Source organism: Nocardiopsis sp. LOL_012 (assembly GCF_048060475.1).
Lineage (GTDB): Bacteria > Actinomycetota > Actinomycetes > Streptosporangiales > Streptosporangiaceae > Nocardiopsis.
This window is the reverse complement of the sequence record NZ_JBHMIV010000004.1, coordinates 159,813-179,192: the sequence shown is the minus strand read 5'-3', so window position 1 is coordinate 179,192 and position 19,380 is coordinate 159,813. Positions and strand designations below refer to the sequence as shown.

Here is a 19,380-nt window from a genome sequence, read left to right as displayed (position 1 = left end):
GAGTGCCCATCCGGCAATACGACGTCGTGGGACGGAGCCGCTGTGAAGCACATGGAGGTCGTCGGCGTCCGGGTCGAGATGCCCTCGAACCAGCCGATTGTCCTGCTCAAGGAATCCGACGGAGAACGCTACCTGCCGATCTGGATCGGCAGTGTGGAGGCGACGGCGATCGCGCTCGCCCAGCAGGGGGTCGCCCCCGCACGGCCGCTGACCCACGACCTGTTCCGGGACGTGCTGGAGGCCCTGGACACGGGTCTGCGGACGGTGAACATCACGGGCCTGAACGACGGGATCTTCTACGCCGAACTGGTGTTCACCAACGGTGTCGAGGTCAGCGCGCGCCCTTCCGACTCGATCGCCCTCGCCCTGCGGACCGGCACGCCGATCTACGCGCACGAGGACGTGATCGAGGAGGCGGGGATGCCCATCCCCGACGAACAGGAGGACCAGGTGGAGGCGTTCCGGGAGTTCCTGGACAACATCTCACCGGAGGACTTCGGCCGACGCGCGGAGTAGCCCCGCTCCGGGGCGGGTCTACTCCGGCCCGGGCCGGAGCCCGCCGCGCGCACGGCAGGCGCGAGGGGCCCGGGCGTGTGGGGGCGGGGCACTTGGCGACGCGCCGGGTGCCTTCGTTGACGCTTACGGTCGGTCGTCCTACCGTCGGTGCTGTGGAACCCGCGGCGCACCCCCGTCCCTGAGTGGGCATCCCCTGTCGATACCGCCGTGGGACGAGAGGCCGGAGGTCGGCGTGGCGGTAGCGGGCAGCGAGCGGGAGACCCATGACAGGCGGTCCGCGCTGCGGCTGGCAGGACAGCGGGGCCTGCTGTGCGAAGAGGACGTGGTGGCGCTGCCGATGGACGCCGGGTACAGGGGGCCGGCGGCGTGTACCGCCGCCGGGATCACCTACCGACAGCTCGACTACTGGGCCAGAACCGGCCTGGTGCGGCCGAGCGTGCCCGCCGGAGTCCAGGGCGCACCGCTGTACAGCCTCCCCGACATCCTCCTGCTGAAGGTGGCCAAACGGCTCCTGGACACGGGCATCTCCCTCCAGCAGATCCGTACCGCCGTCGACCACCTGCGCGGCAGGCCGGCGCAGGACCTGGCCCGGATCACCCTGATGAGCGACGGCGCCAGCGTCTACGAGTGCACCTCCTCCGAGGAGGTCATCGACCTCATGCAGCGCGGGCAGGGCATGTTCGGCCTGGCTCTGGCCAACGTCTGGCGCGAACTGGAGGAGGCGCTGGGCGTGGTGCCCGCCGAGGAGCTGCCGGACGCCCCGCCGGTGGACGAGCTGGCCCGGCGCCGCAGGGAGCGCCGCACCGGCTGAGCGGGTCCGGGCGGAGTTGCGCGGAACACGCGCCCTGGGGCTCGGCTCTCGGCGGGCGATCGACTACCGTTGGCACAACAAGGGTGAAAAACGACATTCGTCCTGTCGTCGTATCCACATAGCGTCAACTGGCCGCCGATACCGCGTGGGAGAGACCCCGGCAGGGGCGCCGACGGGGCAATACTCCCCAGTAACCTCTCAGGCACCATGGACCGCGTGGAGGAGGCCGCTCTGAAACCCGGCCCGAGTGCCCGGTGACAGAGGGGGAGACCGCGAGGAACACGCCGATCCGCTCGGCCCTGTCACCAGGAGGTCTCCGTGCCAGCCCCGTCCGCACCGCACCCGCCGCCCGCACCCGCCACCGGCTTCGCCGACCGCCACATCGGCCCTACCCCCTCCGAGACCGCGCGGATGCTCGCCGCCGTCGGCTACGGATCCACCGCCCAGCTCATGGCGGCCGCCGTCCCCGACGCCCTCCTCGACGACCCCGGACGCGGGGCCCGCCTCGACCTGCCCGCGCCGGTCGGCGAGGCCGCGGCGCTGGCCGAACTGCGCGAACTGGCCTCCCGCAACCGGGTGCGCACGTCGCTGATCGGCCAGGGCTACTACGGCACCCACACCCCTCCCGTCATCCTCCGCAACATCCTGGAGAACCCCGCCTGGTACACGGCCTACACGCCTTACCAGCCCGAGATCTCCCAGGGCCGCCTGGAGGCCCTGCTCAACTTCCAGACGATGGTCTCCGACCTCACCGGCCTGCCCGTCTCCGGCGCCTCGCTGCTGGACGAGGCGACCGCGGCGGCTGAGGCCATGACACTGGCGCGCCGCGCCTCCAAGAGCCGCTCCGACACCTTCGCGGTCGACGCCGACGTCTTCCCCCAGACCCTCGACGTGCTGCGCACGCGCGCCGAGCCGCTGGGCATCGAGGTCGTGGCCGCCGACCTGTCCCGGGGCCTTCCGTGCGACGCCTTCGGCGTCCTGGTCCAGTACCCCGCGGCGAGCGGGCTCGTCCGCGACCCGAGCGCGGCCATCGCCGAGGCCCACGAGCGGGGCGCTCTGGCCGTCGTGGCCGCCGACATCCTCGCCCTCACCGTGCTGCGCGGCCCCGGCGACCTGGGCGCCGACATCGCGGTCGGCTCCACCCAGCGCTTCGGCGTCCCGCTCGGTTTCGGCGGGCCGCACGCGGGCTACATGGCGGTGGGGGAGAAGCTGCGGCGCCAGTTGCCCGGGCGGCTGGTCGGGGTGTCCCGGGACGGGACCGGGCGGCCCGCCTACCGCCTCGCCCTCCAGACCCGCGAGCAGCACATCCGCCGGGAGAGGGCCACGAGCAACATCTGCACCGCCCAGGTGCTGCTGGCCGTGATGGCCGGGATGTACGCGGTCCACCACGGGCCCCACGGCCTGCGGGCCATCGCCCAGCGGGTGCACGCCGGAGCCGCGGCGCTGGCCGGGGCCCTGGAGGCGCAGGGCCTGGAGACGGTGCACACCGCCTACTTCGACACCGTGCGCGTCCGGGTCCCCGACGCCGGGAAGGTGGTCCGCCGGGCGCTGGAGGCCGGCTACAACCTCCTGGCCGTGGACGAGACCACCGTCGGCGTCAGCGTGGACGAGACCACCACCCCCGACGACCTGGCCCGGGTGGCGGCGGCCTTCACCGAGGGCGGTCCCGAACCGCTCTCCGACGCCGGGGACCGGCTGCCCGAGGGGCTGAGGCGCGGGGTGGACTATCTCGCCCACCCGGTGTTCAACACCCACCGCAGCGAGACCTCCCTGCTGCGGTACATGCGCCGCCTGGCCGACCGCGACCTGGCGCTGGACCGCACGATGATCCCGCTGGGCTCGTGCACGATGAAGCTCAACGCCACGGCGGAGATGGAGCCGGTCACCTGGCCCGAGTTCGCCGACCTGCACCCCTTCGCCCCGGCCGACCAGGCGGCCGGGAGTCTGGCCCTGGCCCGCCAGTTGGAGGGCTGGCTGGCCGAGGCCACCGGCTACGACGCGGTGTCCCTCCAGCCCAACGCGGGCTCCCAGGGTGAACTCGCGGGCCTGCTGGCGATCCGCGCCCACCACCGCTCCCGTGGGGAGGGCCACCGCGACGTGTGCCTCATCCCCAGTTCGGCGCACGGCACCAACGCCGCCAGCGCGGTGATGGCCGGCATGCGCGTGGCCGTGGTGGCCTGTGACTCCGGGGGCAACATCGACCTGGCCGACCTGCGGGCCAAGACCGCCGAGCACGCGGGGGACCTGGCGGCCATCATGGTGACCTACCCCTCCACACACGGCGTGTACGAGGACACCGTCACCGAGGTGTGCCGCCTGGTCCACGAGGCGGGCGGCCAGGTGTACGTGGACGGGGCCAACCTCAACGCCCTCCTGGGCTGGGCCAAGCCCGGTGAGTTCGGCGCGGACGTCAGCCACCTGAACCTGCACAAGACCTTCTGCATCCCGCACGGCGGGGGCGGCCCGGGGGTGGGGCCGGTCGCGGTCCGCGCGCACCTGGCCGACTTCCTGCCGTCCCGGCCGGGCGAGGACGCGCGGGGCGCGGTGGGCGCGGTCTCGGCGGCCCCGCTGGGGTCGGCGGGCATCCTGCCGATCTCCTGGGCCTACATGCGGATGATGGGCGGGGAGGGGCTGCGCGCGGCCACCGAGACCGCCGTACTGTCGGCGAACTACCTGGCCAAGCGGCTGGAGCCGTACTATCCGGTGCTCTACACCGGTGCGGGCGGCCTGGTGGCGCACGAGTGCGTCATCGACATCCGCCCCCTCCAGAAGGCCACTGGGATCAGCAACGAGGACGTGGCCAAGCGGCTCATGGACTACGGCTTCCATGCGCCCACCATGTCGTTCCCGGTGGCGGGCACCCTGATGGTGGAGCCCACAGAGAGCGAGGACCTCGCCGAACTGGAGCGCTTCGTCGAGGCGATGGTCGCGATCCGCGCCGAGATCGACCGGGTGGCCTCGGGGGAGTGGGACGCCTCGGACAACCCGCTCAAGGGGGCGCCGCACACCGCGGAGTCGCTGCTCTCCTGGGACCGCGGCTACAGCCCGGAGGAGGCGGTCTACCCGCTGGAGTCGCTGCGTCGGGACAAGTACTGGCCGCCGGTGGCACGGATCGACCAGGCCTACGGCGACCGGAACCTGGTCTGCTCGTGCCCGCCGCCGGAGGCATTCGAGTCCTGACCGCCAGGGGGTACCGACACATGCTCAGGTACCCCCTTTTGTCCGTCATTTCGGAAATCTACGCCATAAAGGCTGTGGTTCGCTTGGGCGTGGAAAAGACAGCGCACAGGCCGACACGGCGCCTCCCGCGCTCCGCTCGCCCCTGAGCGCCACCGATCCGGCTACCGTGAGAGGGTCCGCCGCACAGGGACGGCGGGCCGTACCGCCCCACGCCCCCCGTCGAAAGCGATCCGCCCATGACCACCACGGCCGGCCGCGAGGCAGCCGACCTGTGCGCCCAGGCCCGCGACCTCGCGGAGAACGGACACCTGGAGCGCGCCGCCGAGCTCTTCAGCAGCGCCGTGGCGGCCGACCCCCCGGCCGAGGTCCTGGCCGGCGCCCTGCTCGGCCTGGCCGTGGTCCGGGACCGGCTCGGCGACCTGGCGGAGGCACGCGATGCCGCGCGCCGCGCCATGGACACCGGCGACCCCCGCTCCGCCCCGCGCGCCGCCCACCACCTGGCCCTGTCCCTGGAACAGGACGGGCGGTTCGAGGAGGCGGCCGACGTCTGGCGCCGCCTCCTCGACCTGGGTGGGCCGGCCCAGGCCGTGGCCGCCCACCACGCACTGGCACGCCTGGCCGAGGCGCGCGGGGACTCCGCGCGCGCACGGGAGCACTGGGAGAGGGCGCTCGACCCGCCCTCCGGGGCCGGGGAACCCGGCTCCCCGCACGCCGCCGCGGTCGCCGAGGCCGCCCGCGACCTCACCGGACGCCTCCTGGAACAGGGCGCCGCGGAGACCGCCGCCGCGGCCGCGGACCGCGGGCTGCGTGCCGCCCCCGACGACCCCGAACTGCGGGTGCTGCGCGCCGCGACCCGGATGGAGCAGGCCGTCGCCGACCTGGTCGGCGCCCTGGACGCCCAGCCCGCGCGGCCCGACACCTTCGGCACCGCGGTCGAACTCCTGGCGGGGCTGCTGGCCCTGCGCGGGGAACCGGACGCCGCGGCCGGGGTCTGGAGCGAGGGCACGCGCGGCGGCGCACCCGGGTTCGCCGAGGAGGTGCGCGGCCGCCTGCGGCGCGGCTTCGCACCGCAGGAGGACGACGGCGAAACGGACGGCGACGGGCGGGCCCCGTGGTGGGAGCCCTACCTGGAGGAGGCCGTGGCCACCTTCAGCGCGCCCCTCCTCGCGGGGGAGTTGTTCGCCGTCCTCACCCGGATGCACGCCCTGCTCGCCCTGCCCGTGGCGGAGGGCGAGGCGCGCCCAGACGTGTTGCGCCAGGTGATGGAGCAGGCCCTGCGCACCCCCGACGAGACGGTGTGGGGCGAGGGCGTGCACGCCGACTTCAGGGGCCGGCTGAGGCGGGCGGCGGGAGGGGTGGACGTCCTCCCCCCGGGGTGGCCCGGCCGCGGCGGGCCGGACGCCCCCTGACGGTTCGGGCCGGGATCAGGCCGCCACGCGGGGTCGGTGCGGAGCGATGGCGGCACCGTCGGGCAGGAGCTCACCGGTGTCGTCGAACAGGACGACGCCGTTGCACAGCAGACTCCACCCCTGCTCGGGGTGGCTGGCGAGCACCCGGGCGGCCTCGCGGTCGGTGTCCGAGGAGGAGGGACAGGGGGGCTGGTGGCTGCACGTGAACATGGATGGGCCCTTCGGTCGGACGCTCGGCTCTGAGCTGCCGCCAAGCGTAGTGGCTCACGTCACATCATGCTGCGGTTCGGGCGGAGGGCGGTGGCTCTCCGCCCCCGCGTCCGGTTCTCCGCATAGTGGGATACCCGGGGCGGGCGGATTCGTTCTGGCCGCTTCCGGCCACGTCGCCCTCAGTACCCGCCGCGTGTCCTGCGCGCCGCGGGCCGGCCCCGCATGCCCGCCCCGGCCAGGCCGCCGTGCTGGAAGGCCCGGACCAGCTCACCGCCGAGGTTGACCCCCGCGCCCAGAGCCAGGCCCACCATGACCGCCTCCACCATGCTGAGCATCCCGGAGATGGCCGTGCCCTGGGTGAGTTCGATCAGCCCCCGGTACAGGATGCTCCCCGGGAGCAGGGGGGCGATGGAGGGCACGAGGTAGGGCAGCACCGGCCGCCGGGTGCGCCGCGCCAGCCAGTGGCCCACGACGCCCACCGCGACCGCGCCCACGACGGTGCCCACCACCGGCGGCACCTCCAGAACCGAGCGCAGGCCCGCGTAGATCACCCAGATCATCACCCCGAGCGCGCCGATGGCGGGCAGCAGGCGGGGCGGCACGACCAGGGAGACGGCGAAGGCCATGGCGATGCCCGCGGCGCCGAGCAGTACCGGGACCTCCATGGAGATCCCCGCCGACGGCAGGGAGTCCAGGTCGATGTGCACGTCCAGGCGCATGGCGGTGTAGGCCACCGTGGCCACCCCGGCCACGATCGCGCCGAGGATGAAGAAGGTCTCCAGCAGGCGCGCCGCCGCCGACACGTAGCTGCCGTTGATACCGTCTTGGAGGCTGGCCACCAGTGGACGCCCCGGCAGCAGGGCCATGATGTTCCCGGTGATGATCGCGCCCGCGGCCAGTCCCAGGTCGAGTTCCACGCTCACCCACAGCAGCGCCACGCCGATGGTCGCGGCCACGACCGCGGCCGCCGTCATCTGGTAGAACTCCGCCACACCGCGCCGGGCCAGGAACACCGCGATCCGGTCGCCCAGGACCGTGGCCAGGAACGCGGCCGTCGCCACGATGAGGCCGCCGCCCATCATCACACTGGCGCTGGAGGCGATCAGGCCGAGGCCGACCGTGATGAACCAGTTCGGGTAGGGCGCGCGGGCCCGGCGGATCCGGTTGAACCGGGTGGTGGCCTCCTCCAGGTCGAGCAGGCCCAGAGCGGACTCCTCCACCAGCGTGTGCAGTTCGCCGACGCGGAAGTAGTCCAGGGTGCGGCGGCGCACCACGCGTTCACCGGTGACCGGCGGCTGCTCGCCGACCGGGTGGGTGGACAGCGTGATCGTGGTGAAGGTGACCGAGGCCTCCGTCCGGGGCAGGTCGAAGGCGACCGACAGGCTCAGCATGGCCTCGCTGACGACCTCGGTGCTCTCCCCGCTGGCCAGCATCAACTCACCCACGCGCAGCACCAGGTCGATGACGCGCGGGTCGGGGAGCGGCTCCTCCTGCTCGTCGTCGAGGCCGTCGGCCGTCAGCTCCCGCTCGTGTTCGGCCCGCCAGTCGCGCATCCTGCTGAGCAGGATCTCCTCGCTCGGCGGCCCACCGCGCTCCCGCTTCGGCATCTCGTGCTCTCCGTTCCCCCCGTTCGGACCAACGGTGACCGGATCGTTATCACCGCCCCCCAGTGGACGCCGTGATACGGAGGAGGGTTCGCCCGGACCGGGCACGAACACCGGTGAGCTCGATCACCGGAACATCCTGCCAGGGCGGGCGCGGTGCCTCCGGCGGCGACGCGCCGGGCTCAGGCGGTCGGCAGCGGCGGAGGGGTCCCGCCGAACTCCGGGCAGATCGCCTGGTGCTCGCACCACCCGCACAGCTTGCTGCGTCGGGGCCGCCACACCCCCGAGCGGCCCGCCTCCTCGATGCGCTCCCAGATACCGGTGATCTCGTCCTCGGCGGCCCTCAGTTCGTCCTCGGTGGGGTCGTACCAGCGCACCGCCCCGTCCCCGCCCAGGTAGACGAGCTGGAGGCGGCTCGGCACGATCCCCAGATCGCGCCAGATCATCACGGCGTAGAAGAAGATCTGGAACCGGGCCTTGTCCTCGAACCGCGGATGGGGCGACTTGCCGGTCTTGTAGTCCACCACCCGGATCTGTCCCGAGGGCGCCACGTCGAGCCGGTCGACGTAGCCGCGCAGCCGCAGTCCGGTGGGCAGCGCCACCTCCAGGCGCATCTCGCGCTCCCTGGGCTCCAGCGCGGCGGGGTTCTCCAGGTCGAAGTAGCGCCGGACCAGGTGTCGCGCCGACTCCAGCCACGCGTCGACCTCAGCCTGGTCGGCGAACATCTCCCCGACCTCGGGCTTCTTGGTGCGCAGCCGCTCCCACTGGGGGTCGACGAGCCCGACCGCGGTGCGCGGGGTGCGCGTCTCGGAGGGGAGTTCGTACAGGCGCTCCAGGCAGGAGTGGACCAGGGTGCCCCGCAGCGCCTCGGGGCTGGGGGACTCGGGGAGCCGGTCCACGGCCCGGAACCGGAACAGCAGGGGGCACTGGAGGAAGTCGGCGGCCCGCGACGGCGACAGCGCGGACGGCAGGGGCGCGGTGGTCATGGAGACGAGCGTAGGGGAACGGCGCCGCGGCCGGGCCTCCTCCGACCCCGCGGGAGCCCTCGCCAACCCCCTGCGGTGCAGCCGGCGTTCAAAAACAGCTCCTAGTCTGGGGAGGTGACCGAGAGCAGTGATGACACCAGTACCGGGCCCCGGGGCCGCTCCTCCGGAGGGCAGGGCCTCGTCCTCGGACGACCCTTCGGCGTGCCCGTCCACCTGAGCGCCTCGTGGCTGATCGTGGCGGCGCTGATCACCGTGGTCTACGGTGGGATCGCCCAGGACCGCCTGGCGCTGGGCCCCGGCGCCTACCTGCTCGCGTTCGTCTTCGCGGTCCTGCTCTACGCCTCCGTCCTGGTACACGAACTCGCCCACGCGCTGGTGGCCCGGCGCTACGGGCTGCCGGTGCGGCGCATCGTCCTGTACGCCCTGGGCGGGGTCTCCGAGATCGAGCGCGAGGCGCCCACGCCCGGACGCGAGTTCTGGATCGCCTTCGCCGGGCCCGCGCTGTCGCTGGTGCTGGCGGGCCTGGGCTACCTGCTGTGGCTGCCGGTCGACCCGCTCACCGTGGTCGGGGAGCTGCTGTTGCAGTTGTGGGTGGCCAACCTGCTCGTGGGCGTGTTCAACCTGCTCCCCGGGCTTCCGCTGGACGGCGGCCGGCTCCTGCGCGCGGCGGTGTGGCGGATGACCGGCCGCCCCTACGCGGGCAGTGTCGCCGCGGCCTGGGGCGGCCGGGTGCTGGCGCTGGCGATCGTGGCGCTGCCGCTGGTACCGGCTCTGTGGTCCGGCGCGAGCCCCGACCCGTGGGCGCTCGTGTGGGGCCTGGTCCTGGGTGGGTTCATCTGGATGGGCTCGACGGAGGCGCTGGGCAACGCCCGGATGCGGGCACGTGTGCCGGGGCTGCGCGCTGGGGCGCTGGCCCGTCCCGCGGTGGCCGTGGCCGCCGACACCCCTTTGGCGGAGGCGGACCGGCGTGCGGCCGGGGCGGGGGCCGACGCGATCGTGGTCGTGGACCCGGAGGGCGCTCCCGTCTCGATCGTGCACCGGGCGGCCGCTGAGGCCATCCCGCGGGAGCGCCGCCCCTGGGTGCCCGTGTCGAGTGTGTCCCGCGGGGTGGGCCGTGAGGCGGTGGTCCCCGCCGCTCTGGAGGGCGAGGAACTGCTGGAGGCGCTCTCGGCCCACCCCCTCGCGGAGTACCCCGTGGTGGGGCTGGACGGGCGGGTGCACGGGGTGCTGCGCTCGGTTGACGTCAACCTGGCGATGCGGGGGCGCGGGGCGGGTTGAGCGCCCTCACCGCCGGGCCCCCTCGGGCCAGAGCACGGTCACCGGCCGCGAGAGGGAGCGGGCGTAGGCGACCACGTCCGCGGTGCCGCCGGGGCCGCGTGCGGGCAGGCCGTCCCAGACGGCGATGAGCCGGTCGCTGCGGTCCACGAGCAGTCGGCCCGCGGCCATGTGCGCTTCGGGTGAGGACGCCGTGTGCCCGAGGTCGTGGATGCGCGCGGCCCCGGCCAGCAGTCGGTCGTAGGTGTCGTGGTGCTCCGCGGGGAGCGAGGCCCGGTAGCCGCTCGCCGGGACGACCACCTCCAGCGGGGCGCCGGCACCGAGCACGGCCTCGGCGAAGGCGGTGTCGGCGCCGTCGGCGAGGCAGGACAGGCCGACCATGGCGCGGCCGTAGGGGGCCAGGTGGGCGCGGAGCAGATCGGCGACGTCCGCGTCCACGCCGGGCGGCAGTGCACGGTGTCCGGTGATGCCGATGCGGATCAAGAGACCTCCTTACGCTCCTGATGGACCGGTCGACGCGTGTGCACGCCGACCGGTCTGTACCTACCCAGTGGCCGGGAGGTCGGCCGCGAGCGCGGCCAGGCGTGCGTCCAGGGCGTCGACGCAGTCGGCCCGCGGCCCCCGGTAGCGGCGCCGGAACGAGCGCACCCGGCCCACCACGCGTTCGGACCCGTAGCGCAGCCCGGTGCTCAGGGCCTCCTGGAGGAGCCGGAACGCCTCGTCGACGTCGCCCGCGTCGGCGTGCGCGGAGGCCAGTTCCACCTGGAGGACCGCTGACTGCTTGGCGCTGGGCGGAGAGGACGCCACGGCGGTCTCTCCGAAGGCCGTGCGCGCCTGGTGCGGATCGCGCAGCCGCACCCCCACGAGCGCCCGGTACCCGGCCACCTTGGCCTGGTCGAAGGCGAACACCCAGGGCCAGGGCGGGTCGGCGTTGGCCGATCCGCCCGCGTCCCGTTCGGCCCTGTCGATGGCGCGCAGGGCCTCGGAGCGCTCGCCCAGGCCCGCGTGGGCGAGCGCCCCCACGCAGGCGAGCCAGGCGCGGGCGGTGGGGTGGGCGGAGGGTCCCAGGACGTGTTCGGCCTCCCGTACCAGCCCCAGACCGAGTTCGGGGTCCTCCGCCGTGTCGGTCTCGAAGGCGGCCAGGGAGCCGAGCATGTAGACGTCGAGCAGCCGCATGCCCGCCTGGCGGGCGCGGACGACCGCGGTGCGGTAGTGCGCCCGGGCCGACCCCATGTCGCCCTGGTCGGCGTGCAGCCACGCCGCGAAGCCCGAGGCCTCGCTGGCCGCGCCGCTCAGCGCTCCGAAGAAGGGTGTCCCGTGCGCGTGTCCGAGCATCTGCTCGCACAGGTGCACGTGCGCCATCGCGCTGGGCAGGAGGTGCCGGGCCGGGGCGGTGGCGTCCATCCGGCGCTGGCCGCCGGTGATCGCCCTCAGCGCGGCCGTGGTGGTCTCGTCCACCGAGTGGCGCGTTCCGGCGCGGGGGGGTTTCGCCGGCCCGCTGGGGGCGGGCGGGAAGAGGGTGTTCGCGGCGATCGGACGCCCCGGCCCGCGCCGCGGCGCGGGGCCGAACGGCTCCGGGCCGTCGGCGAACCGGATCAGGTGCAGGGGGATCTGGAGCCGCAGGGCGAGGTCATGGACCTGGGGGACGGTGAGCGACTGCTGCCCGTTGACCACCCGGGAGACCCAGCTCTGGGAGTAGTCGATGGCCCGGGCCAGGGCCCCCTGCGACCAGCCGCGGGCTTCGCGCACGCCCTCCAGGACGGCCGCCATGTCGCAGGAGGCCAGTGCGGCGGCCATGTCCGGCCGTGTCCACAGGTCCGTGGGGGGAACGCCGTGTGTTCGGTTCATGGGCACCCAGGGTAGGGATCCCTGCCGCCCCGGGTGGGCGGGTAGGAGAAAGAGACCCGAATGCGTGATCCGCATATCACCGTCCGGAGACCCTCCCGGTGCGGCAGAGTTCCGAGTGTCGCCGAGGCCGTTCGGCGGGCGGAGGCCACCAGGTCCGCGGAGCGGCCTCCGCCGGACATGCGCGAGCCCTCTCCTCGCGTACTGCGGGCGCGGGCCGTGCCCCGTGCCCTGGCGGGCGGCCCCGGGCCGCGCCCGCAACCCAGTCTCCCTCTGTGCGGGTGACGGGCCCGGGGCCGCCCGTCCGCGCTCTAGTGCCTCAGCTCTGCGGCGGACAGCGCCGCGCCCACGATCCCGGCTGTGTTGAGCAGGGCCGCGGGCACGATGGGCGTGCGGATGTCCAGGTGGGGCAGGAACCTCTCCGACTTGCGGCTCACCCCGCCGCCGACCACGATCAGGTCCGGCCACAGCAGCTCCTCCACCACCTGGTAGTAGCGGTTGAGCCGGGAGCGGGCCCACTCCTCGTAGGAGAGGTCGTCGCGTTGGCGTGCGGCCGAGGACGCCTGGGACTCCGCGTCGTGCCCGTCGATCTGCAGGTGGCCGAACTCGGTGTTGGGCACCAGGCGGCCGTCCACCACCAGGGCCGTTCCGATCCCCGTGCCCAGGGTGGTCAGCAGCACCACCCCGGAGACGCCCTTGGCGGCGCCGAAGCGGGCCTCGGCGACGGCGGCGGCGTCGGCGTCGTTGAGGATCCGTACTGGCCGTCCGGCGGCCTCGGAGAACAGTGCCTGGGCGTCGGTGCCGATCCATGCCTTGTCCACGTTGGCGGCGGTGCGCACCACGCCCTGCTGGACGACCCCGGGGAAGGTGATGCCCAGGCCCCCCTCCAGCGCCTCGGGGAAGTGCGCCACGATCTCGCCGATCACGAACGCCACCTCGGCGGGGCCCGAGTGCTCGGGGGTGGGCAGCCGCAGGCGGTCGGCGGTGAACTCTCCGGTTCCCAGGTCGACGGGAGCGCCCTTGATCCCGCTGCCGCCGATGTCGATTCCCAGTCCGGTGTCCGGATGTGGCATGGAGTGTGCTTCTTCCTGGTTCTGTGTCCTGTGCGGGCTCCGGGGCCGCAGTCCGATACTGCCCGATACGGGGGAGCGCGAACGCATGCGTGGTCGGCGCGGTGCCGTCGTGCCGATAATCTGGGCCACCGCCCTGACCATCGCCACGAGGGAAGACGAGAACGACAGTTGACCGGTATCCATGGCCGCCGCGGCCCCTTCGCCTACGGTGACACCGTGCAGTTGACCGACCCCAAGGGGCGCATGCACACCATCAGGCTGACCGAGGGCGGCGCCTTCCACTCGCACAAGGGCAAGATCGACCACTCCGACCTCGTCGACCGGCCCGAGGGCAGCGTGGTGCGCTCGGGGAACGGGACCGAGTACGTGGCGCTGCGGCCGCTGCTCATCGACTACACACTGTCGATGAAGCGCGGCGCGACCATCGTCTACCCCAAGGACGCGGCGCAGATCCTGGTGGAGGCCGACATCTTCCCAGGGGCCCGCGTGGTCGAGGCCGGCGCGGGGTCGGGCGCCATGTCCAACTGGCTGCTGCGCGCGGTCGGTGAGCGGGGCGCTGTGTACTCCTATGAGAGGCGTGCCGACTTCGCCGAGATCGCGCGCAGGAACGTGGAGCGCTTCTACGGTGGGCCGCATCCGGCGTGGAAGCTGACCGTGGGCGACCTGGTGGAGTCCCTGGAGGAGACCGGGGTCGACCGCGTGTTCCTGGACATGCTCGCCCCGTGGGAGTGCCTGGAGACGGTCGCGGGGGCGCTGATCCCCGGCGGGCTGGTGTGCTGCTACGTCGCCACCACCACGCAGTTGTCGCGGGTGGTCGAGGAGCTGCGCGATGACCCCAGGTTCTACGAGCCGCGCTCGTGGGAGACCATGCTGCGCACCTGGCACGTGGAGGGGCTGGCGGTGCGCCCGGACCACAGGATGATCGGGCACACCGGGTTCCTGGTGACCGCGCGGCGCCTGGCCGACGGTGTGGAGGCGCCCGGACGCCGGCGCAGGCCGGCCAAGGGGGCCTACGGCAAGGACTACGAGAGCGCGCGTGCCGCTGAGAGGGGAGCGGAGGGCTGAGTTCGCATATCGGCAGGAATCGGTTTTCCTTTGCTGGGAAAACCTTGCCCCCGACCGGCCGCAGAGGTTACTTTCTCATTACGTCGGATCATCCTCTAGTGCTCTGACCTGGGTCGATGCAAGAGGGTCCGATGAGGCCCACGACACTCTCCCAAGGTGGGAGGTTAGGAATTGGGCAGGGGTAGGTAGGTTCCGGAGTAGTCGTCCTTCTCATAGGGAGGTGGCGGACGTGGCCGAGCGCGACGACGAGCGGCAGAGCGACCGTGACCGTGAAGTTGCTGAACTCACGGCACAGGTCTCCTACATGGAAAAGGAACTCAGCGTGGTTCGGCGCAAGCTCGCCGATTCGCCCCGACATGTGCGCCTATTGGAGGAGCGGCTGCGGGAGGCCCAGGGCAACCTCGCGGCGGCCAACGGGCAGAACGAGCGCCTTGTCTCCACCCTCAAGGAGGCTCGGGAACAGATCGTGGCCCTCAAGGAGGAGGTCGACCGGCTGGCTCAACCGCCCTCCGGGTTCGGCGTCTACCTGGGCGCGCGCGAGGACGAGACGGTGGAGATCTTCACCAACGGACGCAAGATGCGGGTCAACGTCAGCCCTTCGGTGGACGTCGACGCGCTGCGACCGGGCCAGGAGGTGATGCTCAACGAGGCGTTCAACGTCGTCGAGGTGGAGTCCTTCGAGACGGTCGGCGAGGTCGTCATGCTCAAGGAGCTCCTTGAGGACGGCGAGCGCGCGCTGGTGATCTCCCACCACGACGAGGAGCGGATCGTCCGGCTGGCCGACCCGCTGCGCGACGAGCCGATCCGGCCGGGGGACTCCCTGTTGCTGGAGCCCAGGTCGGGGTACGTCTACGAGCGGATCCCCAAGTCCGAGGTCGAGGAGCTCATCCTCGAAGAGGTCCCCGACATCGCCTACACCGACATCGGCGGCCTGGCCGGGCAGATCGAGATGATCCGTGACGCGGTCGAGCTGCCCTACCTGTACAAGGACCTGTTCTACGAACACCAGTTGCGCCCGCCCAAGGGCGTGCTGCTCTACGGCCCGCCCGGCTGCGGCAAGACGCTCATCGCCAAGGCGGTGGCCAACTCGCTGGCCAAGCAGGTGGCCGAGCGGACCGGCCGCGACGTCGGCAAGAGCTTCTTCCTCAACATCAAGGGCCCGGAACTGCTCAACAAGTACGTCGGCGAGACCGAGCGGCACATCCGCCTGGTCTTCCAGCGGGCCCGGGAGAAGGCCTCCGAGGGTACGCCGGTCATCGTGTTCTTCGACGAGATGGACTCGATCTTCCGCACCCGCGGTTCGGGCGTGTCCTCCGACGTGGAGAACACGATCGTCCCGCAGTTGCTGAGCGAGATCGACGGTGTCGAGGGGCTGGAGAACGTCATCGTCATCGGCGCCTCCAACCGCGAGGACATGATCGACCCGGCGATCCTGCGGCCGGGCCGGCTGGACGTCAAGATCAAGATCGAGCGTCCCGACGCCGAGGCCGCCCGGGACATCTTCGCCAAGTACGTCACCGCGGAACTGCCGCTGCACGACGACGACCTCGCCGAGCACGGCGGTTCGACCAAGGCCACGGTGGACGCCATGATCCAGCGGGTCGTGGAGCGGATGTACACCGAGGGCGAGGAGAACCGGTTCCTGGAGGTCACCTACGCCAACGGGGACAAGGAGGTCCTGTACTTCAAGGACTTCAACTCCGGCGCGATGATCGAGAACATCGTCTCGCGGGCCAAGAAGATGGCCATCAAGGACTTCATCGACAACCAGTCCAAGGGCATCCGGGTCTCGCACCTGATGCAGGCCTGCGTCGACGAGTTCAGCGAGAACGAGGACCTGCCCAACACGACCAACCCCGACGACTGGGCCCGCATCTCCGGCAAGAAGGGCGAGCGCATCGTCTACATCCGCACCCTGGTGACCGGCAAGAAGGGCGCCGACTCCGGTCGGAGTATCGACACGGTGGCCAACACCGGCCAGTACCTGTGACGATACGGCTGTGAGAGCGTGGTGAGGGGCCGACCGGGTTTGACGGTCGGCCCCTTCTGTCGCCGGTTGTCTCCGGTCTCCGTGTTAGCAGAATGCGGGGGCCGGGCGCGGTGGGAACCGCCCTGAGGGTGGTCACACGAAGCGACGTCGGGGGAGGGGCGGCTGGGGTGTGCGGCGTCTGCTGGCGGCCATCGAACCCGCGGAGCGGGCCATTGAGACCCCTGGAGGGGGTGCGGTAGCCGGCGGTGACCGTGTTCGCCGTTGAGGCCGACCAGGCGTGCGTCGCCCACGACGCCCGTGATCAGCCCTTGACGTACTCGGCGCGGACCGCGTAGATGGCGGCTTCGGTGCGCGAGTGCACCTGGAGCTTGTCCAGGATGCTGCGTACGTGGTTCTTCACCGTGTTCTCGGTGATGAACAGCCGCTCACCGATCTCCCGGTTGTTGAGCGAGTGGGCGAGCAGTTTGAGCACCTCGGTCTCGCGGGGGGTGAGCTGGGGGAGGTCCGGGCCGCTGGGGGGAGTGCTCTCCTGCTTGGCCAGTTCCGCGAACTCGCCGATCAGCTTGGTGGCCATCGCCGAACTGACGAACGACTGCCCCCGGGCGATGTTGCGCACGGCCCCGGAGACGTCGGTCACCGAGATCTCCTTCAGCAGGTAGCCGGTGGCCCCCGCCTTGAGCGCGTCGAAGAGGTCGGACTCCTCGTCGCTCATGGTGAGCATGATGAACTTGGCGTCCGGCAGCGCCTCGCGGATACGCGAGCAGGCGTCGATACCACTGGTGTGCGGCATGCGCACGTCCATGAGGATGACGTCGGGGCGGTGTTCGACGGCCAGGCGGACGGCCTCCTCGCCGTTGGCCGCTTCGCTGACCACGTCGATGTCCTCGTCTAGGACCGAGACCAGGCCCCGGCGGAAGAGTGCGTGGTCGTCCACGACCATGACGCGGATGGCCGGTGCGGGTGGGGGAGAGGGCTGTTCCTTCGCCTGAGGGGGGAAGACCGGAGGGGCTGTGGGGTGTGGACTCACCGGAACTCCTTGCGTGTGGCCGGCCGGGGTGGGGCGTTCCGTTCCGTGGGGGAGCGGCGCCGTTCGCGCCGCCTCAGGCGGGGACAGGTTTATTCATTTTAGGCTGCTCTCTCCGCGGCGGGTGCGAATCCGGGAAACCTACCTCCGAGTATCTGAAAATTCCCTTGAAAAACGCCGTAAGGTCCGCGTTTCAACTGTTCGGAAGCGCTATTGGCCCTGCGCGGGGATGAAGGGGATATCCGTTTTCTGATCTGACCGAAACATGAAGCCGGGGCCTCGCCCCGTCCGGGCCGAGTTCCCGGCGCGGGGGCCTGCGGTCATCCCGGCCGGTCGGCACGGGGCCTGTGCCGACCGGGGATCCGGCTGCCGGTGGCGGGTGTCCCGGGACGGGGCCGCACACGCGCGCAGGACCTTCCCCGGTTCGGCTGAGAACCGTTTGCGCAGGCCGTCGCCTCCGGTCGGGGAATGGCCGCCGCACCCGTGCGGTTCGGGAGGCGGGGGAGGGAATCGCCCGGTCGGACGAGAGCGGGGAGAACGCCGGGGAGAACCGCCGGAGGAGGTCCCCCGCGCCCACCCGACGGGACACCGACGCGGTTATCCGATCTCTTTTCCGTCCGGTCCGCCCGCCGATCACCCCGCACGCGCGGGCGGCCCCGGTGCCCGGTGCCGTCCCCGCCGCCCCGCAGGGGCATGGAAGAGGGCCGGGAGGGTCCGGGCCGGACCCTGGGTGCGGTGCCGGACCGCCGGGCCGTCTCCGTGCGGATCGGGCGCCTGTCCGCAACGCCCGGGAACACGGCACTTGGGGCACGATTGGCGCGGAAGCGTTCAAGAGACGGTCCCGGTGGATAACCTCTGATCATGAGTGTGCGGCGGATTATGGGTATCGAGACCGAGTACGGGATCTCCGTCCCAGGAAACCCCGGGGCCAACGCGATGGTCACCTCCACCCAGGTGGTCAACGCCTACCTGGCCGCTTCGGCGGCCCGGGCCAGGCGTGCCCGGTGGGACTTCGAGGAGGAGAATCCGCTGCGTGACGCGCGTGGGTTCGACCTGGCGCGGGAGGTGGCCGACCCCACCCAGCTCACCGACGAGGACCTGGGGCTGGCCAACGTGATCCTCACCAACGGGGCCAGGCTCTACGTCGACCACGCCCACCCCGAGTACTCGGCCCCCGAGGTCACCAACCCGCGCGACGCGGTGCTGTGGGACAAGGCGGGCGAGCGCGTGATGGCCGACGCCGCGGCGCGGGCGGCGGCCACCCCGGGCATCGAGCCGATCCAGTTGTACAAGAACAACACCGACAACAAGGGCGCCTCCTACGGGTGCCACGAGAACTACCTCATGAACCGGTCGACGCCCTTCGGTGACATCGTCCGGCACCTCATCCCGTTCTTCGTCTCCCGGCAGGTGGTGTGCGGGGCGGGCAAGGTCGGCATCGGTGCGGACGGCCAGGGGAGCGGTTTCCAGCTCTCCCAGCGCGCCGACTTCTTCGAGGTCGAGGTCGGCCTGGAGACCACCCTGAAGCGTCCCATCATCAACACGCGGGACGAGCCGCACGCCGACCCGGACCGCTACCGGCGGCTGCACGTCATCATCGGCGACGCCAACATGAGCGAGATCTCCACGTACCTGAAGCTGGGGACGACCGCCCTGGTGCTGGCGATGGTCGAGGACGGCTTCCTCAGCGTGGACCTGTCCCTGGAGACCCCCGTGGCCGATCTGCGGGAGATCTCGCACGATCCGACGCTGACGCACCGGGTGCAGCTCAAGGACGGGCGGCGCATGACCGCGCTGGAGCTCCAGGCGGAGTACCTGGACCAGGCGCGCAAGTACGTCGAGGACCGCTTCGGCCCGGACGTGGACCCCGACACCGCCGACGTCCTCGACCGCTGGGCCTCGGTGCTGGAGCGCCTGGGCCGCGACCCCATGGACCTGGCCGCGGAACTGGACTGGGTAGCCAAGCTCAAGGTGCTGGAGGGGTACCGCTCGCGCGACGGTCTGGAGTGGTCGCACCCGCGACTGCAACTGGTCGACCTTCAGTACTCGGACGTGCGGCCGGACAAGGGCATCTACAACCGCCTCGCGGCCCGGGGGCGGATGCGGCGCCTGCTGGAGGAGCCGGAGGTGCTCCGGGCGGTCACCGAGCCGCCCGAGGACACCCGCGCCTACTTCCGCGGCCGCTGCCTGGCCAAGTACGCCGACTCGGTGGCCGCGGCCTCGTGGGACTCGGTGATCTTCGACCTGCCCGGCCACGACTCGCTGCAGAGGGTGCCCACCCTGGAGCCGCGCAGGGGCACCAGGGAGCACGTGGGCGCGCTGCTGGACGCCTCGGACACGGCCGCCGATCTGGTCGCGGTCCTCACCGGAGGCCGCGGCTGAGGGCGTTTCC

15 protein-coding genes and 1 riboswitch are annotated in these 19,380 nt (G+C 72.1%); of the genes, 8 read left to right on the top strand and 7 right to left on the bottom strand.

Features of this window, described 5'->3' with window-relative positions; translation table 11 throughout:
• Positions 1–42: 42 nt before the first annotated feature.
• The 4 genes from ACFHWE_RS04410 to ACFHWE_RS04395 all read left to right on the top strand — a co-directional run bounded on the left by ACFHWE_RS04410 (position 43) and on the right by ACFHWE_RS04395 (position 5,916).
• Positions 43–516 carry a bifunctional nuclease family protein gene (locus ACFHWE_RS04410; RefSeq protein WP_416599295.1) on the top strand — a complete coding sequence of 158 codons (474 nt, stop codon included), beginning with the start codon at positions 43–45 and terminating at the stop codon, positions 514–516.
• 337 nt (positions 517–853) lie between these two features.
• Positions 854–1,327, top strand: coding sequence for a MerR family transcriptional regulator (locus ACFHWE_RS04405; RefSeq protein WP_416599312.1), 474 nt, complete (start codon positions 854–856; stop codon positions 1,325–1,327).
• A gap of 136 nt (positions 1,328–1,463) precedes the next feature.
• Positions 1,464–1,552: riboswitch (glycine riboswitch) on the top strand.
• A gap of 93 nt (positions 1,553–1,645) precedes the next feature.
• The gene (gcvP, locus tag ACFHWE_RS04400; RefSeq protein ID WP_416599294.1) at positions 1,646–4,507 is read left to right on the top strand and encodes an aminomethyl-transferring glycine dehydrogenase; all 2,862 of its coding nucleotides are present in this window, start codon (positions 1,646–1,648) and stop codon (positions 4,505–4,507) included.
• 236 nt (positions 4,508–4,743) lie between these two features.
• Positions 4,744–5,916 (top strand): tetratricopeptide repeat protein, encoded by a 1,173-nt coding sequence (locus tag ACFHWE_RS04395; protein WP_416599293.1) that lies wholly within the window; start codon positions 4,744–4,746, stop codon positions 5,914–5,916.
• 15 nt (positions 5,917–5,931) lie between these two features.
• Here ACFHWE_RS04395 and ACFHWE_RS04390 read toward each other — a convergent pair whose 3' ends face one another.
• The 3 genes from ACFHWE_RS04390 to ACFHWE_RS04380 all read right to left on the bottom strand — a co-directional run bounded on the left by ACFHWE_RS04390 (position 5,932) and on the right by ACFHWE_RS04380 (position 8,716).
• Complete coding sequence (locus tag ACFHWE_RS04390; RefSeq protein ID WP_416599292.1) at positions 5,932–6,126, bottom strand: DUF5999 family protein; 195 nt, start codon at positions 6,124–6,126, stop codon at positions 5,932–5,934.
• Positions 6,127–6,305: 179 nt separating this feature from the next.
• Entirely contained in the window at positions 6,306–7,679 is a 1,374-nt protein-coding gene (locus ACFHWE_RS04385) for a threonine/serine ThrE exporter family protein (RefSeq protein WP_416599311.1), read from the bottom strand.
• 233 nt (positions 7,680–7,912) lie between these two features.
• On the bottom strand, positions 7,913–8,716 hold the full coding sequence (locus ACFHWE_RS04380) for a PD-(D/E)XK nuclease family protein (protein ID WP_416599291.1): 804 nt from the start codon (positions 8,714–8,716) through the stop codon (positions 7,913–7,915).
• A 114-nt stretch (positions 8,717–8,830) separates the two neighbouring features.
• Here ACFHWE_RS04380 and ACFHWE_RS04375 point away from each other — a divergent pair, with 114 nt between their 5' ends.
• Entirely contained in the window at positions 8,831–9,994 is a 1,164-nt protein-coding gene (locus ACFHWE_RS04375; RefSeq protein WP_416599290.1) for a site-2 protease family protein, read from the top strand.
• A 6-nt stretch (positions 9,995–10,000) separates the two neighbouring features.
• On the opposite strand, the gene ACFHWE_RS04370 is transcribed toward ACFHWE_RS04375, so the two are convergent.
• From ACFHWE_RS04370 to ppgK, 3 genes are all read right to left on the bottom strand, one after another.
• Positions 10,001–10,474, bottom strand: coding sequence for a hypothetical protein (locus ACFHWE_RS04370; protein ID WP_416599289.1), 474 nt, complete (start codon positions 10,472–10,474; stop codon positions 10,001–10,003).
• A 60-nt stretch (positions 10,475–10,534) separates the two neighbouring features.
• Entirely contained in the window at positions 10,535–11,788 is a 1,254-nt protein-coding gene (locus tag ACFHWE_RS04365) for a helix-turn-helix domain-containing protein (protein WP_416599310.1), read from the bottom strand.
• A gap of 359 nt (positions 11,789–12,147) precedes the next feature.
• Entirely contained in the window at positions 12,148–12,909 is a 762-nt protein-coding gene (ppgK, locus tag ACFHWE_RS04360; RefSeq protein ID WP_416599288.1) for a polyphosphate--glucose phosphotransferase, read from the bottom strand.
• A 168-nt stretch (positions 12,910–13,077) separates the two neighbouring features.
• On the opposite strand from ppgK, the gene ACFHWE_RS04355 reads away from it, so the two are divergent.
• Positions 13,078–13,974, top strand: a complete 897-nt coding sequence (locus ACFHWE_RS04355; protein WP_416599287.1) for a tRNA (adenine-N1)-methyltransferase — start codon at positions 13,078–13,080, stop codon at positions 13,972–13,974.
• Positions 13,975–14,194: 220 nt separating this feature from the next.
• On the top strand, positions 14,195–15,964 hold the full coding sequence (arc, locus tag ACFHWE_RS04350; RefSeq protein ID WP_416599286.1) for a proteasome ATPase: 1,770 nt from the start codon (positions 14,195–14,197) through the stop codon (positions 15,962–15,964).
• 301 nt (positions 15,965–16,265) lie between these two features.
• On the opposite strand, the gene ACFHWE_RS04345 is transcribed toward arc, so the two are convergent.
• Positions 16,266–16,991, bottom strand: a complete 726-nt coding sequence (locus ACFHWE_RS04345; RefSeq protein ID WP_416599285.1) for a response regulator — start codon at positions 16,989–16,991, stop codon at positions 16,266–16,268.
• 858 nt (positions 16,992–17,849) lie between these two features.
• Between ACFHWE_RS04345 and dop the strand changes: the two genes are divergently transcribed.
• Complete coding sequence (gene dop / locus ACFHWE_RS04340; RefSeq protein ID WP_416599284.1) at positions 17,850–19,370, top strand: depupylase/deamidase Dop; 1,521 nt, start codon at positions 17,850–17,852, stop codon at positions 19,368–19,370.
• The last annotated feature ends 10 nt before the right edge of the window (positions 19,371–19,380 follow it).